Below are 14,034 nucleotides of genomic sequence, written 5' to 3'. Positions count from 1 at the left end.
ACAGTGCATCCATGAGCAGACACACTGAACACGATACACGCGAACATTTACTGGCAACCGGCGAGCGTCTTTGCATGCACCGCGGGTTTACCGGTATGGGGTTGAGTGAGTTACTGAAAACCGCTGAGGTGCCGAAGGGGTCGTTTTACCACTACTTCCGCTCCAAAGAAGCCTTCGGCGTGGCCATGCTGGAGCGGCACTACGCCAGCTACCATCAGCGCCTCGCCACCCACTTCGCCAGCGGTGCAGGTAACTACCGGGATCGGGTTCTGAACTACTATCAGGAAACGCTGACGCAGTTCTGTCAGCAGGGCATCATCAGCGGTTGCCTGACGGTAAAACTCTCTGCAGAAGTGTGCGATCTCTCCGAAGATATGCGCGCGGCGATGGATAAAGGTGCCTGCGGGGTTATCGCCCTGCTCGCGCAGGCGCTGGAGAAAGGGCGTGATGAAAACACGCTCTCCTTCCCCGGCGACCCGTTTACACAGGCTCAGGTTTTGTACTCCCTCTGGTTAGGAGCCAACCTGCAGGCCAAGATTTCTCGCAGTGCCGTGCCGCTCGAAAGCGCGCTGGCACATGTAAAAAGCAGTATTACTGCGCCTGGCGTTTAGCAGGCGTTTTTATTTACGTTATTACTAGTCGACTGGTCTACTCAGGAGTCGTTATGTCCGCTGAAAAGTTATTTACCCCACTGAAAGTGGGCGCCGTTACCGCGCCAAACCGTGTGTTTATGGCCCCGCTGACCCGTCTTCGCAGCATCGAACCGGGTGACATCCCAACGCCTCTGATGGGTGAATATTACCGTCAGCGCGCAAGCTCAGGCCTTATCATCTCTGAAGCCACGCAGATTTCAGCCCAGGCGAAAGGCTATGCCGGTGCGCCCGGTCTGCACAGCCCGGAGCAAATTGCCGCGTGGAAGAAAATCACCGCAGGCGTGCACGTAGAAGAGGGCCGCATTGCGGTTCAGCTGTGGCACACCGGACGTATCTCGCACAGCAGCATCCAGCCTGGCGGCCAGGCGCCGGTCTCCGCGTCGGCCTTGAGCGCAAATACCCGTACTTCCCTGCGTGATGAAAACGGGAATGCGATCCGCGTGGACACCTCTATGCCGCGCGCACTTGAGCTGGATGAAATTCCGGGTATCGTGAACGATTTCCGCCAGGCCGTGGCCAACGCTCGTGAAGCCGGTTTCGACCTCGTTGAACTGCACTCTGCACACGGTTACCTGCTGCACCAGTTCCTGTCACCGTCCTCTAACCACCGCACGGACCAGTACGGCGGCAGCGTTGAAAACCGCGCGCGTCTGGTGCTTGAAGTGGTGGATGCGGTATGCCAAGAGTGGAGCGCAGACCGTATTGGTATTCGCGTCTCCCCTATTGGTTCTTTCCAGAACGTCGACAACGGCCCGAACGAAGAAGCGGACGCGCTGTATCTGATTGAAGAGCTGGCGAAACGCGGAATTGCTTATCTGCACATGTCCGAGCCGGACTGGGCAGGCGGCCAGCCTTACACAGAAGCATTCCGCCAGAAAGTGCGCGAGCGCTTCCACGGCGTGATCATCGGTGCGGGTGCGTATACCCCAGAGAAAGCCGAAGACCTGATCGGCAAAGGCCTGATCGACGCGGTCGCGTTTGGCCGTGACTTTATTGCGAACCCTGATCTGGTTGCCCGTCTGCAGAAGAAAGCAGAGCTGAACCCACAGCGCCCTGAAAGCTTCTACGGCGGTGGCGCGGAAGGCTATACCGACTACCCTTCGCTGTAATCCCCCATTGTGCATTGATAGCGGCGACATTTCGCCGCTATACTAAAACATCGTTTCTGTTCAAAAAGATACTCCATTCCATTGGTTAATGAGGAAATTATGCGCCTACTTCACACCATGCTGCGCGTTGGCGACCTGCAACGTTCCATCAATTTCTACACTAACGTTCTGGGCATGACGCTGCTGCGCACCAGCGAAAACCCTGAATACAAATATTCGCTGGCGTTCGTAGGTTACGGCCCGGAAACGGATGAGGCCGTCATCGAGCTGACCTACAACTGGGGCGTGGACAGCTATGAGCTGGGCACTGCATACGGTCATATCGCGCTGGAAGTGGACAACGCAGCGGAAGCCTGTGAGCGCATCCGCAGCAACGGCGGCAACGTTACGCGTGAGGCGGGCCCGGTAAAAGGCGGCACCACCGTGATTGCGTTTGTTGAAGATCCCGACGGTTATAAAATCGAACTGATCGAAGCCAAAGACGCTGGCCGCGGTCTGGGCAACTGATCTCGCAGGGCGCACTATGCGCCCGTAGTTTTACTGCATCCCCTCTCAAAATTTGCCATAATGCGCACTGCTTTTTTCCCCTTGTAAGAGACCCTGATGTCCGATAACGCTCAATTTACCGGTCTGTGCGACCGTTTTCGTGGTTTTTATCCCGTTGTCATTGATGTAGAAACAGCCGGATTTAACGCTAAAACCGATGCGCTGCTTGAAATTGCCGCCATCACGCTGAAGATGGATGAACAGGGCTGGCTTACACCGGACACCACGCTGCATTTCCATGTTGAACCTTTTGAAGGGGCAAACCTGCAGCCAGAGGCGCTGGCCTTTAACGGTATCGATCCGAAAAACCCGTTACGTGGCGCGGTCAGTGAATATGACGCGCTACACGCTATCTTTAAAATGGTGCGCAAAGGCATGAAAGAGAATGACTGTAGCCGCGCCATTATGGTGGCCCACAACGCGACGTTCGATCACAGCTTTACGATGGCCGCCGCAGAGCGCGCCTCGCTGAAACGCAACCCGTTCCATCCGTTTGTGACGTTCGACACCGCAGCCCTAAGCGGTCTGGCGCTGGGCCAAACGGTGCTGTCCAAAGCCTGCATCACGGCAGGGATCGAGTTTGACGGCACGCAGGCGCACTCGGCGCTCTACGATACGGAGCGCACGGCAGAACTGTTTTGTGAAATTGTTAACCGCTGGAAACGCCTGGGCGGCTGGCCGCTGCCGATGGGTGATGAGGCCGATCGCCAATCGTAGGCCGCGTAAGCGCAGCGCCACCCGGCAAAAAAAAAGCGACCACACTAAGCGGGTCGCTTTTTTATTTCCGCAGAAAATTACTCTGCGTCCGGCTCTTCCGTTTTGTACTTCGCCGCCGTCTCTTTGATCAGCTGCTGCAGTTCGCCACGCTGATACATTTCGATCAGGATGTCGCAACCGCCCACCAGCTCACCGTCAACCCACAGCTGTGGGAACGTCGGCCAGTTTGCGTATTTTGGCAGCTCAGCGCGGATGTCCGGGTTCTGCAGGATATCAACGTAAGCAAAACGCTCACCACAGGCAGATAACGCCTGAACCGCTTGTGCGGAGAAACCGCAGCTTGGCAGCTTCGGAGAACCTTTCATGTACAGGAGAATCGGGTTTTCAGCGATTTGTTGCTGAATTTTTTCAATAGTGGTGCTCATGTCTTGCTTCCTTTAACTTCTGTTACGGCATTCGTCTGACATTGTAGCGGTTCAGACAGACATCGGAAAATAACATTTTTGTCACGTCTTACTATTTTAACGGTTAACGCTAAAAGATGCATTGCAAATGACGCTTATCCCTGTTTGCAGTACGGTTTTGCTTAGGGAGTGGACAATTGTGCGACAGAACGATGAATTTTTTTGCACTTGCTAACGAAACATGATTTTAGAATGAAAAATGCTATTAACTTCTCGGGTTTTTATGGATTAGAATCGACGGGCTTTGTAAATCATACGCGGGTATTATTGATGGCCTGCATAAATCAGGGGACTGCCCAGTGGCGCGGATAAATAAAATCTCGATCACGCTCTGTGCTTTACTGTTTACATCACTCACTTTCACGCCAGCGGCGAACGCCTCTGAACAGGCGCGGCATTCTGCTGTACAAAAATCGCATCTGGTTAAGTCCACAGAACGTAAGAAAAAAACCACCAGCAAGACCGTAAAGAAAAAAACACCCACTCAGACCAAAAAGACCGCCTCCAGCAAGACGAAAACATCCCCAGCCCACACCGCACATTCTACCCGACGTAAAGCCTCGCAAACGGCCGCCAACCTTGTGACAGAAAAATGCACTACGCGTAAAGGTCACAAAGCGAAGTGCACGAAGGTCACGAAATTAGCCGAAGTGCATAAAGTCCGTATGCAGAAAGCGCAAAAAACGGCGATGAATAAATTAATGGGGCAAATAGGGAAACCGTATCACTGGGGTGGCACTTCTCCGCGAACGGGTTTCGATTGCAGTGGCCTGGTGTATTACGCTTATAAAGACCTGGTGAAGTTCCGTATTCCGCGTACCGCTAATGAAATGTACCACCTGCGCGACGCCGCACCGGTCAATCGTGGTGAGCTGGAGAACGGAGACCTCGTGTTCTTCCGTACTCAGGGTCGCGGCACGGCTGACCATGTCGGCGTCTACGTTGGCAACGGAAAATTCATTCAGTCACCGCGTAGCGGCCAGGACATCCAGATTACCTCGCTCAGTGAAGACTACTGGGTGCGTCACTACGTTGGCGCACGTCGCGTCATGACGCCAAAAACCATTCGCTAACCCCTGCCCTGCCGCACGCGTGGCAGGGTAAGTTCCTCTTTTGCATACCCTTTCAATTTGCTATCCTTTCCATGTTGTCTGTAGGGTTATTGACAACATACAAATAAAATAAGGAGAGAAGCAATGTCGTTCGAATTACCTGCACTACCGTATGCCAAAGACGCCCTGGCACCGCACATTTCTGCGGAAACCCTGGAATATCATTACGGCAAGCATCACCAGACGTACGTCACCAACCTGAACAATCTGATTAAGGGCACCGATTTCGAAGGCAAAACGCTGGAAGAGATCGTCCGCAGCTCAGAGGGTGGCGTATTTAACAACGCGGCTCAGGTGTGGAACCACACCTTCTACTGGCACTGCCTGGCGCCGAATGCCGGCGGTGAACCTGCCGGTGAACTGGCGGCCGCCATTAACGCCGCTTTTGGCAGCTTCGCGGATTTCAAAGCGAAGTTTACCGATGCAGCCATCAAAAACTTCGGTTCTGGCTGGACGTGGCTGGTCAAAGAAGCGGATGGCAAGCTGGCTATCGTTTCCACCTCGAATGCGGGCACCCCGCTGACCACCAGTGCTAAACCGCTGATGACCGTGGACGTATGGGAACACGCTTACTACATTGATTACCGTAACGCGCGTCCTAACTATCTGGAGCACTTATGGGCGCTGGCTAACTGGGACTTTGTGGCGAAGAACTTCGCCGCGTAAGAGACTCGCAGAAGGGTTCGCCCTTCTGCGTTTTTACTTATTCCGCCGCGCAGGCGGCTTCTGGCTGTTTACGCCCGGACATCAGCACTAACAGCAGGCCGAGTGCGGCAATAATTGCCCCCATTACCGGCACAAAACTGTATCCCAGACCGCCGGAAATCACCGCCCCGCCCGCTGCGGCCCCCAGCGCATTACCCAGGTTAAACGCACCGATATTCACGGAAGAAGAGAGACCTGGCGCTTCATGGGCGACACGCATCACCCGCATCTGAAGCGGTGGTACCACGGCAAAGGTAGCAGCGCCCCACACGACCATCGCAATCGCGGCACCCCATTCGTTGCGCGCCAGCCACGGGATCGCAATCATGATGACAATCAGCAGGGTTAAAAAGCCTTTCAGCGTACCGCTCACGGAACGATCGGCCAGCTTCCCGCCCAGATAGTTACCGATAGAGAAGCCCACGCCAATCAGCACCAGCATCGCGGTAATAAAGATCGGCGTCGCGTGGGTGATATCGTGCAGCACCGGTGAAATATAGGTGTAGAGCGTAAACATCGCACCGGCCCCCAGCACCGTGGTCAGCAACGCGGAAAGCACCTGAGGACGCATCAGCACCGACAGCTCTTTACGCACGTCAGGACGTTCACCGGCGCTCCCTTTCGGTAAGGAGAAGAACAACGCCACCATCGCCACCACGCCCAGCCCGGCTGTCGCCAGGAAAGACATTCGCCAGCCAATCACTTCACCCAGCCAGGTGGCCGCCGGCACACCGCCTATGTTGGCGATAGTCAGCCCCATAAACATGGTCGCCACCGCGCTGGCCTGCTTGTGCTTCGGAACCACGCTTGCCGCAACAACCGAGCCCAGACCGAAAAATGCGCCATGGTTCAGGCTGGTCAGAATACGCGACAGCATCAGGGTGGTGTAATCCGGCGCAATTGCGGAGAGCACGTTGCCCAGCGTAAAGATCACCATTAAAAATATCAGCGCATTGCGACGTGCGCGGTGCGACAGCAGCAGCGTCATCAGCGGGGCCCCGACCATCACGCCGATGGCATAGGCGCTAATTAACATCCCGGCAGCAGGAATAGAGACGTCCACGCCGCGTGCGATAACAGGCAGTAACCCCATGGGGGAGAATTCAGTGGTGCCAATCCCAAAAGCGCCAATCGCCAGGGCCAGCAGAGGAAAATTGATTTTCATGAGTCAACTCCGGATGCCGTGTCATCAAGCGACACAGAACAAAGAAGTCAAAAGCATGACATCAATCACAAAATTTGAGAAGTTAACATTTTGGCAAAAGATTTTTGCCGGAGAGGTAACAATAGGAAGCAAATGAGGAGGGAGAGGACTCTCCCCCCCGCGTAAATCAATGCAGCGCAGCCGTCAAACCACCGGCAACAATCAATGCCAGCACGATAAAGGTGGTCACCAGCGAAAACTTCAGATCGGAACTCATCAATTTTTCTCCTTTTAATCACCCCACGAAAAGTGAGCTTGCTCATTTTTACACAGTTTACGTCAAAAATCTTCCTGGATTTAAACTGATATCCACTTTAGCTCTTCCCCTTTTCATCAAGATAGGACAAAATTCCACGCTAAATTTATTAGCGTACCGGCCATTGACCCCCTCCTGACGTCCTGTGTCGTTTTCCCGGCGTGTCGCAACTCAAGATTGCGTAATAAGGGTGAGAGAAGGCAAACGTTTACCTTCAAGTTTTTCAGGAGTTTAGGATATGGTCTGGAGTGACATTGAATGGCAACAATAAAAGACGTAGCAAAACGCGCAAACGTTTCCACTACAACCGTATCACATGTAATTAACAAAACCCGCTTCGTCGCGGAAGAGACGCGCAACGCCGTCTGGGCGGCGATCAAGGAGTTACATTACTCCCCAAGTGCGGTTGCGCGCAGCCTGAAGGTGAATCACACCAAGTCGATTGGCTTGCTGGCGACCAGCAGCGAAGCGGCCTATTTTGCCGAAATCATCGAAGCCGTTGAGAAAAACTGCTTCCAGAAAGGCTATACGCTGATTCTGGGCAACGCGTGGAACAGCATCGAGAAGCAGCGCGCCTACCTGTCGATGATGGCGCAAAAGCGCGTCGATGGCCTGCTGGTGATGTGTTCTGAGTACCCAGAGTCCGTGCTTTCTATGCTGGAAGAGTATCGCCACATTCCGATGGTGGTGATGGACTGGGGCGAAGCGCGCGCGGATTTCACCGATTCCGTTATCGATAATGCCTTTGAAGGCGGCTATATGGCCGGTCGTTATCTGATCGAACGCGGTCACCGCGAGATTGGCGTGATCCCGGGGCCGCTGGAACGCAACACCGGTGCGGGCCGTCTGGCCGGGTTTATGAAGGCAATGGAAGAGGCGCTCATCACCGTGCCGGAAAACTGGATTGTTCAGGGCGACTTTGAGCCGGAATCCGGCTACCGCGCAATGCAGCAGATTGTCTCCCAACCGCATCGCCCGACGGCCGTTTTCTGTGGCGGCGATATTATGGCGATGGGCGCGCTCTGCGCCGCCGACGAGCTGGGCCTGCGGGTGCCGCAGGATATTTCCGTGATCGGGTATGACAACGTGCGTAACGCGCGCTTCTTCACCCCGGCGCTGACCACCATTCACCAGCCAAAAGATTCACTGGGCGAAACGGCTTTCAACATGCTGATGGACAGGATCGTCAACAAGCGTGAAGAATCCCAGTCGATTGAAGTTCACCCGCGCCTCATTGAGCGCCGCTCCGTGGCGGACGGTCCGTTCCGCGACTATCGCCGTTAATCGCTTACGGAGCCAGTTATGCTGGCTCCCGTAGCCACTCCCGATTCAACGTTTCGCTGTCTCCCAGATAATCCAGCAGCCAGGCCATCGCAGGCGATACGTCGTTTTGCTGCCAGGTCAGACAGCAGGCCGCATCCGGGAACGGATTTTCCAGCGTTAGCGCTGTCCACTCGCCGGTATCGATACGCGGACGCGCGAAGTGTACGGGCACCATCGCCACGCACAGCCCCGCAGAAAGACAGGTTGCCGACGATTCCCAGTCAGGGGCCACCACGCGACGCTGGTTGTCCAGCAGCCAGGTAATGCGCTTGGGCAGCGAGCGCGAGGTATCTTCCAGCACTAGCGACGGCCAGTTGCGCAGCGTGTCATCGCTGAGAGGGCCTTCCATTGTCGCCAGCGGATGATCGCTGGCGACAACGCAGGTCCAGCTCAGCATCCCCATATCGCGAAACGCATAGCGTCCCCCAACGGGGATCGCCTGCGTGGCCCCAATCGCCATCTCAACCCTGCCATCCGCCAGCGCGTCCCAGACGCCGTTGAACACCTCCTGGGAGACCCGCAGTTCGACATCAGAAAAATGACGATAGAAATCCACGATCATCTGCCGGGTCCGTTCCGGCTTAACGATATTATCCACCGCGATGGAGAGATGGCCGCGCCAGCCGTTCGCGATCTGCTGACACTGCTCGCGGGTGATCTGCATTTTTTTGATAACAGAACGCCCTTCCTTCAAAAACCACGCGCCTGCGGGCGTTAATTCCACGTCGCGATGACGCCGCTCGAACAGCGGAACCGCCAGCCACTCTTCCAGCTGACGCACGGTGTAGCTGATCGCCGAGGGTACGCGGTGTAACTCCTGCGCGGCACCGGTGAAACTGCCGTTACGGGCAACAGCATCGACAACTTCAAGAGAATAATCTGACCACATGTTCTGCCTGCAAAAAATTTGAATGCACTCGACAAATATTAGCGTTTCACAAGCCGCTTTGCACTCCCTACACTCTGCGCCAACGTACACCTGCCTCCTCAGGAGAATAAAAGAATGCAACCCAGGAAAGGATTTTTAGTCTGGCTCGGCGGCTTAAGCGTGCTGGGCTTTTTAGCGACCGACATGTATCTGCCCGCGTTTGCCGCGATGCAGGAAGATCTGCAAACCCCCGCAGCCGCTATCAGCGCCAGCCTGAGCCTGTTCCTCGCCGGTTTTGCCTTCGCGCAGCTGCTCTGGGGGCCGCTCTCCGATCGCTTTGGTCGTAAACCGGTGCTGCTACTGGGTCTGGCTATTTTTGCCGTGGGTTGCCTCGGCATGCTGTGGGTACGCGATGCCACCTGGCTGCTGGTACTGCGTTTCATTCAGGCCGTTGGCGTCTGTGCTGCAGCGGTGACCTGGCAGGCGCTGGTGACCGATTATTATCCGGCATCCCGCACTAACCGAATTTTCGCCACCATTATGCCGCTGGTCGGTCTCTCGCCTGCCCTTGCCCCGTTGCTCGGAAGCTGGATCCTCGCCCATTTCGACTGGCAGGCGATTTTCGCCACGCTCTTTGCCATTACCCTGGTACTGATGCTGCCCGCGTTCTTCCTCAAGCCTGCGCATAAAAAAGAGACGCATCCTGACGCGAAGCCGATTACCTTTGCCTCGCTGCTGCGGTCAAAAGCCTATCGCGGCAACGTCCTGATTTACGCAGCCTGTTCCGCCAGTTTCTTCGCGTGGCTGACTGGCTCACCGTTCATTCTGCACGATATGGGATACAGCCCGGCGGCAATCGGCCTGAGCTATGTTCCGCAGACCATCGCTTTCCTGGTCGGCGGCTACGGCTGTCGCGCAGCGCTGCAGAAGTGGGAAGGCCAGCAGATGCTGCCCTGGCTACTGGTGCTGTTCGCGTTAAGCGTTTTCGGCACATGGGCCGTCGGGTTTATTCCGGGTACGGGCCTGACAGAAATTTTGATTCCGTTCTGCGTCATGGCCGTCGCTAACGGTGCTATTTACCCCATCGTGGTGGCGCAGGCGTTACGTCCGTTCCCGCAGGCGACGGGACGCGCCGCCGCTCTGCAGAATACGTTACAGCTGGGTCTGTGCTTCCTGGCAAGCCTGGTGGTCTCTGCGTTGATTGTCACGCCGCTCCTGACTACCACCAGCGTTATGCTGGTGACCGTTGCGCTGGCTGCCCTGGGCTACCGTATGCAGTCCTCCGCACAGCGCGAGCAGAATGCGCGTCAGCAGGTGGAAACGTCGCACGCATAATCGCGCCAGTAATTATGTTAAGACTTAGTGATTAGGTTGCTAAGAATTTTCTATTGAATCACCAAATTTTGAGGCCTATACTCAATTTGGTTCGATTAAATACGATAAATATTAAGTGTTAACGGGAGCCGGAGTGCTCCCGTTTTACCATGGAAGGCTTTTCGGCAAGGGTTATCTCCCTTCCTCTGTTCTACGTCGGATATTAGCCTCGCGGGCATTAACCGTGAGATTTCTCACAAACCAAAAAAAGCGTCTACGCTGTTTTAAGGTTCTGATCACAGCAAGGTGATGGAGAAGCTATGAGTTCATCGTGTATAGAAGAAGTCAGCGTTCCGGACGATAACTGGTCCCGGATCGTCAGTGAACTGTTGGGCCGTGCGGGCATCACGATTAATGGATCGTCCCCCGCCGATCCGCAGGTCAAACATCCCGATTTTTTTAAACGCGTCTTGCAGGAGGGATCGTTAGGCCTGGGCGAAAGCTATATGGACGGCTGGTGGGAGTGTGAACGGCTGGACATGTTCTTCTCCAGCGTATTGCGCGCCGGTCTTGAAAATCAGCTCCCTCGCCACTTCAAAGACACGCTGCGTATCGCCTCCGCCCGCCTGTTCAATCTGCAAAGTAAAAAGCGGGCTTGGATCGTCGGTAAAGAGCACTACGATCTCGGTAATGACCTGTTCAGCCGTATGCTTGATCCCTTAATGCAATATTCCTGCGGCTACTGGAAAAAGGCCACAACGCTTGAAGAGGCGCAGCAGGATAAACTGCGTCTGATCTGCGAGAAACTGCAGTTACAGCCGGGTATGCGCGTGCTGGATATCGGCTGCGGCTGGGGCGGTCTGGCGTATTTTATGGCGAAGCATTACGGTGCCAGCGTTGTGGGCGTGACGATTTCAGCTGAACAACAAAAAATGGCTCAGACACGTTGCCAGGATCTGGATGTCGATATTCGGCTTCAGGATTACCGCGATCTTAACGAACAGTTCGACCGCATCGTTTCTGTTGGCATGTTTGAGCATGTGGGTCCGAAAAACTACAGAACCTATTTTGACGTTGCCGACCGAAACCTGAAGCCTGACGGTATTTTCCTGCTCCATACCATTGGTTCTAAGCGCACCGACAATAACGTGGACCCGTGGATTAATAAATACATCTTTCCGAATGGCTGTTTACCGTCCGTGCGCCAGATTGCTAACGCCAGCGAGCCCCACTTCATTGTGGAAGACTGGCATAACTTCGGCGCGGATTACGACACCACATTGATGGCATGGCACTCGCGTTTTCAGGAGGCCTGGCCCGAGATTGCAGACAACTATTCCGAACGGTTCAAACGCATGTTTAGCTATTATCTGAATGCCTGCGCGGGTGCGTTCCGTGCGCGGGATATTCAGCTCTGGCAGGTGGTTTTCAGTCGCGGCATTGAACACGGACTCCGTGTCGCACGCTAAAAAAATAACCCCGGATAGCCGGGGTTATTTTTTATTCTTCCTCAACGGCTTTTATTATCGCCGCCTCTTTTGCCGCCAGGACACGTTCAACGGTATCTACAACCGCCTGGGTTTGCGGATCGATTTCGATATTCACGCGATGCCCCAGTTTTTTTGCGCCCAGCGTTGTGCGCTGCAGCGTTTCGGGAATTAAATGCACGCAAAAACGCGTCGGCGTCACTTCTCCGACCGTCAGACTAATCCCATCAATACCAATAAATCCTTTATACAGGATGTATTTCATTAATGCCGGATCCTGAACTTTAAACCAGATTTGACGGTTATTTTCCGAGGTCACAATTTTTGCGACCTCGGCGGTGGTCATGATGTGGCCCGACATTAGATGGCCGCCGATCTCGTCGCTGAACTTCGCCGCGCGCTCAACGTTGACGGTATCCCCCACCGCAAGCTCGCCCAGGTTGGTGATACGCAGCGTCTCTTTCATTAAATCAAAGCTAATCTGGTTACCGTTAATTTCGGTCACGGTCAGGCAGCAGCCGTTATGTGCAATCGAGGCACCGGTCTCTATGCCGTCGAGCATATATTCCGGCAGCTCCACCACGTGAGTGCGGAAATTGGGTTTTTCATCAATGGACACCACTTTGGCGGTGCCCTGCACAATACCAGTAAACATGCTTACAACTCCTGTTTTTTCCGGACGGTGGTGACACCGTTTAATCCCACCACAATAACAGTTGGAAAAACAGGTTGCCAGTGGAGCGCATTTTCTGGCGATTTTTTCACTAGATAAATAGTTAAAGCCCGCTACAATAGCTGGCACCCCCCTGCATTTTCTTCTTGCTGCCAGTTACGGCGGCTTTTTTAGTCTCTCATATAACTACAAAATAAAGGTGTTCACGTGCAGAAGTACATGAATGAAGCGCGCCAGCTATTGGCACTGGCTATACCAGTGATCGTCGCGCAAGTAGCCCAAACCGCAATGGGATTTGTGGATACGGTAATGGCAGGTGGCTACAGCGCCACCGATATGGCTGCCGTGGCAATCGGCACATCTATCTGGCTACCGGCCATCCTGTTTGGTCATGGTTTGCTGCTCGCACTCACGCCAGTTATTGCACAGCTGAACGGCTCGGGCCGACGCGAGCGCATTGCCCATCAGGTTCGCCAGGGTTTTTGGCTGGCAGGGTTTGTCTCCGTGCTGATTATGGTGGTGCTCTGGAACGCCGGGCATATCATTCGCGCAATGGACAACATTGACCCGGCACTGGCGGATAAAGCCGTCGGCTATCTGCGCGCCCTGCTCTGGGGCGTGCCCGGCTACCTCTTTTTCCAGGTGGCGCGTAACCAGTGTGAAGGTCTGGCAAAAACCAAGCCCGGTATGGTGATGGGCTTTATCGGTCTGCTCGTCAATATTCCGGTGAACTACATCTTTATTTACGGCCACTTCGGCATGCCGGAGCTGGGCGGCGTCGGCTGCGGCGTGGCGACGGCGGCCGTTTACTGGGTGATGTTCTTCTCGATGATCACCTTTGTAAAACACGCCCGCTCAATGCGCGATATTCGCAATGAAAACAGATTTAGCACGCCGGACTGGAACATCATGACGCGTTTGGTGCAGTTGGGTCTTCCTATTGCACTGGCGCTGTTCTTTGAGGTGACCCTGTTTGCCGTGGTCGCCCTGCTGGTCTCCCCGCTGGGCATTGTGAACGTGGCCGGGCACCAGATTGCGCTGAACTTCAGTTCCCTGATGTTCGTCCTGCCGATGTCGCTGGCCGCGGCGGTGACGATTCGCGTGGGCTTCCGTCTGGGCCAGGGCTCGACGCTGGATGCGCAAACGGCCGCCCGGACCGGGCTGGGCGTTGGCGTCTGCATGGCCGTCTGTACGGCGCTTTTTACCGTTGCATTACGCGAGCAGATTGCCCTGCTCTATAACGACAATCCGGAAGTGGTCACGCTGGCATCGCACCTGATGCTGCTGGCCGCGATTTACCAGATTTCTGACTCCATCCAGGTGATTGGTAGCGGCGTGTTGCGCGGATATAAAGACACGCGCTCTATCTTCTTTATCACCTTCATCGCCTATTGGGTGTTAGGTCTGCCGTGTGGTTATATTCTGGCGCTTACCGATCTGGTGGTGGATCGCATGGGGCCGGCAGGGTTCTGGATGGGCTTTATCATCGGTCTGACCTCAGCGGCCATCATGATGATGCTGCGTATGCGCTTCCTGCAACGCCAGCCATCAACGGTCATTTTGCAACGCGCCGCACGTTAAACAGGCAGTAGCCGCCAGCCGG

Annotated in this window: 15 protein-coding genes; 10 read left to right on the top strand and 5 right to left on the bottom strand. The window is 54.9% G+C overall.

Annotated elements, in window-relative coordinates; genetic code table 11:
* Nucleotides 1–11 precede the first annotated feature (11 nt).
* The 4 genes from K5E19_RS02295 to rnt all read left to right on the top strand — a co-directional run bounded on the left by K5E19_RS02295 (nucleotide 12) and on the right by rnt (nucleotide 3,025).
* Nucleotides 12–611 carry a TetR/AcrR family transcriptional regulator gene (locus K5E19_RS02295; protein WP_221549797.1) on the top strand — a complete coding sequence of 200 codons (600 nt, stop codon included), beginning with the start codon at nucleotides 12–14 and terminating at the stop codon, nucleotides 609–611.
* A gap of 53 nt (nucleotides 612–664) precedes the next feature.
* A complete protein-coding gene (locus tag K5E19_RS02290) occupies nucleotides 665–1,762 on the top strand; it encodes an alkene reductase (protein WP_221549796.1) in 1,098 nt (365 codons plus the stop codon).
* 99 nt (nucleotides 1,763–1,861) lie between these two features.
* Nucleotides 1,862–2,269: a lactoylglutathione lyase gene (gene gloA, locus K5E19_RS02285; RefSeq protein WP_010430317.1), complete on the top strand. Its 408-nt coding sequence runs from the start codon at nucleotides 1,862–1,864 to the stop codon at nucleotides 2,267–2,269.
* A 96-nt stretch (nucleotides 2,270–2,365) separates the two neighbouring features.
* Nucleotides 2,366–3,025, top strand: coding sequence for a ribonuclease T (gene rnt / locus K5E19_RS02280; protein WP_221549795.1), 660 nt, complete (start codon nucleotides 2,366–2,368; stop codon nucleotides 3,023–3,025).
* A 77-nt stretch (nucleotides 3,026–3,102) separates the two neighbouring features.
* On the opposite strand, the gene grxD is transcribed toward rnt, so the two are convergent.
* Nucleotides 3,103–3,450, bottom strand: coding sequence for a monothiol glutaredoxin 4 (grxD, locus tag K5E19_RS02275; RefSeq protein WP_010430312.1), 348 nt, complete (start codon nucleotides 3,448–3,450; stop codon nucleotides 3,103–3,105).
* A 338-nt stretch (nucleotides 3,451–3,788) separates the two neighbouring features.
* Between grxD and K5E19_RS02270 the strand changes: the two genes are divergently transcribed.
* Together K5E19_RS02270 and sodB are read left to right on the top strand one after the other, a co-directional pair.
* Entirely contained in the window at nucleotides 3,789–4,562 is a 774-nt protein-coding gene (locus K5E19_RS02270) for a C40 family peptidase (RefSeq protein ID WP_221549794.1), read from the top strand.
* Nucleotides 4,563–4,685: 123 nt separating this feature from the next.
* Nucleotides 4,686–5,267 carry a superoxide dismutase [Fe] gene (gene sodB, locus K5E19_RS02265; RefSeq protein ID WP_221549793.1) on the top strand — a complete coding sequence of 194 codons (582 nt, stop codon included), beginning with the start codon at nucleotides 4,686–4,688 and terminating at the stop codon, nucleotides 5,265–5,267.
* A gap of 37 nt (nucleotides 5,268–5,304) precedes the next feature.
* Here sodB and K5E19_RS02260 read toward each other — a convergent pair whose 3' ends face one another.
* The gene (locus K5E19_RS02260) at nucleotides 5,305–6,471 is read right to left on the bottom strand and encodes an MFS transporter (protein WP_221549792.1); all 1,167 of its coding nucleotides are present in this window, start codon (nucleotides 6,469–6,471) and stop codon (nucleotides 5,305–5,307) included.
* Between the two features lie 166 nt (nucleotides 6,472–6,637).
* Nucleotides 6,638–6,727: a YnhF family membrane protein gene (locus K5E19_RS02255; protein ID WP_042717882.1), complete on the bottom strand. Its 90-nt coding sequence runs from the start codon at nucleotides 6,725–6,727 to the stop codon at nucleotides 6,638–6,640.
* 297 nt (nucleotides 6,728–7,024) lie between these two features.
* Here K5E19_RS02255 and purR point away from each other — a divergent pair, with 297 nt between their 5' ends.
* Nucleotides 7,025–8,050 carry an HTH-type transcriptional repressor PurR gene (gene purR / locus K5E19_RS02250; protein ID WP_010430302.1) on the top strand — a complete coding sequence of 342 codons (1,026 nt, stop codon included), beginning with the start codon at nucleotides 7,025–7,027 and terminating at the stop codon, nucleotides 8,048–8,050.
* 16 nt (nucleotides 8,051–8,066) lie between these two features.
* Here the strand turns inward: purR and punR are convergent, their stop codons facing one another.
* Nucleotides 8,067–8,978, bottom strand: a complete 912-nt coding sequence (gene punR / locus K5E19_RS02245) for a DNA-binding transcriptional activator PunR (protein WP_221549791.1) — start codon at nucleotides 8,976–8,978, stop codon at nucleotides 8,067–8,069.
* A 114-nt stretch (nucleotides 8,979–9,092) separates the two neighbouring features.
* Here punR and punC point away from each other — a divergent pair, with 114 nt between their 5' ends.
* Together punC and cfa are read left to right on the top strand one after the other, a co-directional pair.
* Nucleotides 9,093–10,292 (top strand): purine nucleoside transporter PunC, encoded by a 1,200-nt coding sequence (punC, locus tag K5E19_RS02240; protein ID WP_221549790.1) that lies wholly within the window; start codon nucleotides 9,093–9,095, stop codon nucleotides 10,290–10,292.
* A gap of 299 nt (nucleotides 10,293–10,591) precedes the next feature.
* Entirely contained in the window at nucleotides 10,592–11,740 is a 1,149-nt protein-coding gene (gene cfa / locus K5E19_RS02235) for a cyclopropane fatty acyl phospholipid synthase (protein WP_221549789.1), read from the top strand.
* Between the two features lie 31 nt (nucleotides 11,741–11,771).
* Here cfa and K5E19_RS02230 read toward each other — a convergent pair whose 3' ends face one another.
* Nucleotides 11,772–12,413 carry a riboflavin synthase subunit alpha gene (locus K5E19_RS02230; protein WP_126543833.1) on the bottom strand — a complete coding sequence of 214 codons (642 nt, stop codon included), beginning with the start codon at nucleotides 12,411–12,413 and terminating at the stop codon, nucleotides 11,772–11,774.
* Between the two features lie 225 nt (nucleotides 12,414–12,638).
* Between K5E19_RS02230 and mdtK the strand changes: the two genes are divergently transcribed.
* Nucleotides 12,639–14,012 carry an MdtK family multidrug efflux MATE transporter gene (gene mdtK / locus K5E19_RS02225; protein ID WP_221549788.1) on the top strand — a complete coding sequence of 458 codons (1,374 nt, stop codon included), beginning with the start codon at nucleotides 12,639–12,641 and terminating at the stop codon, nucleotides 14,010–14,012.
* Nucleotides 14,013–14,034: the final 22 nt, after the last annotated feature.

This window comes from Enterobacter sp. RIT637, from assembly GCF_019718755.1.
In the GTDB taxonomy this organism is placed as follows: Bacteria; Pseudomonadota; Gammaproteobacteria; order Enterobacterales; family Enterobacteriaceae; genus Enterobacter.
The sequence above is the reverse complement of the archived record's forward strand: the minus strand, read 5'-3'. Positions and strand labels throughout refer to the sequence as shown.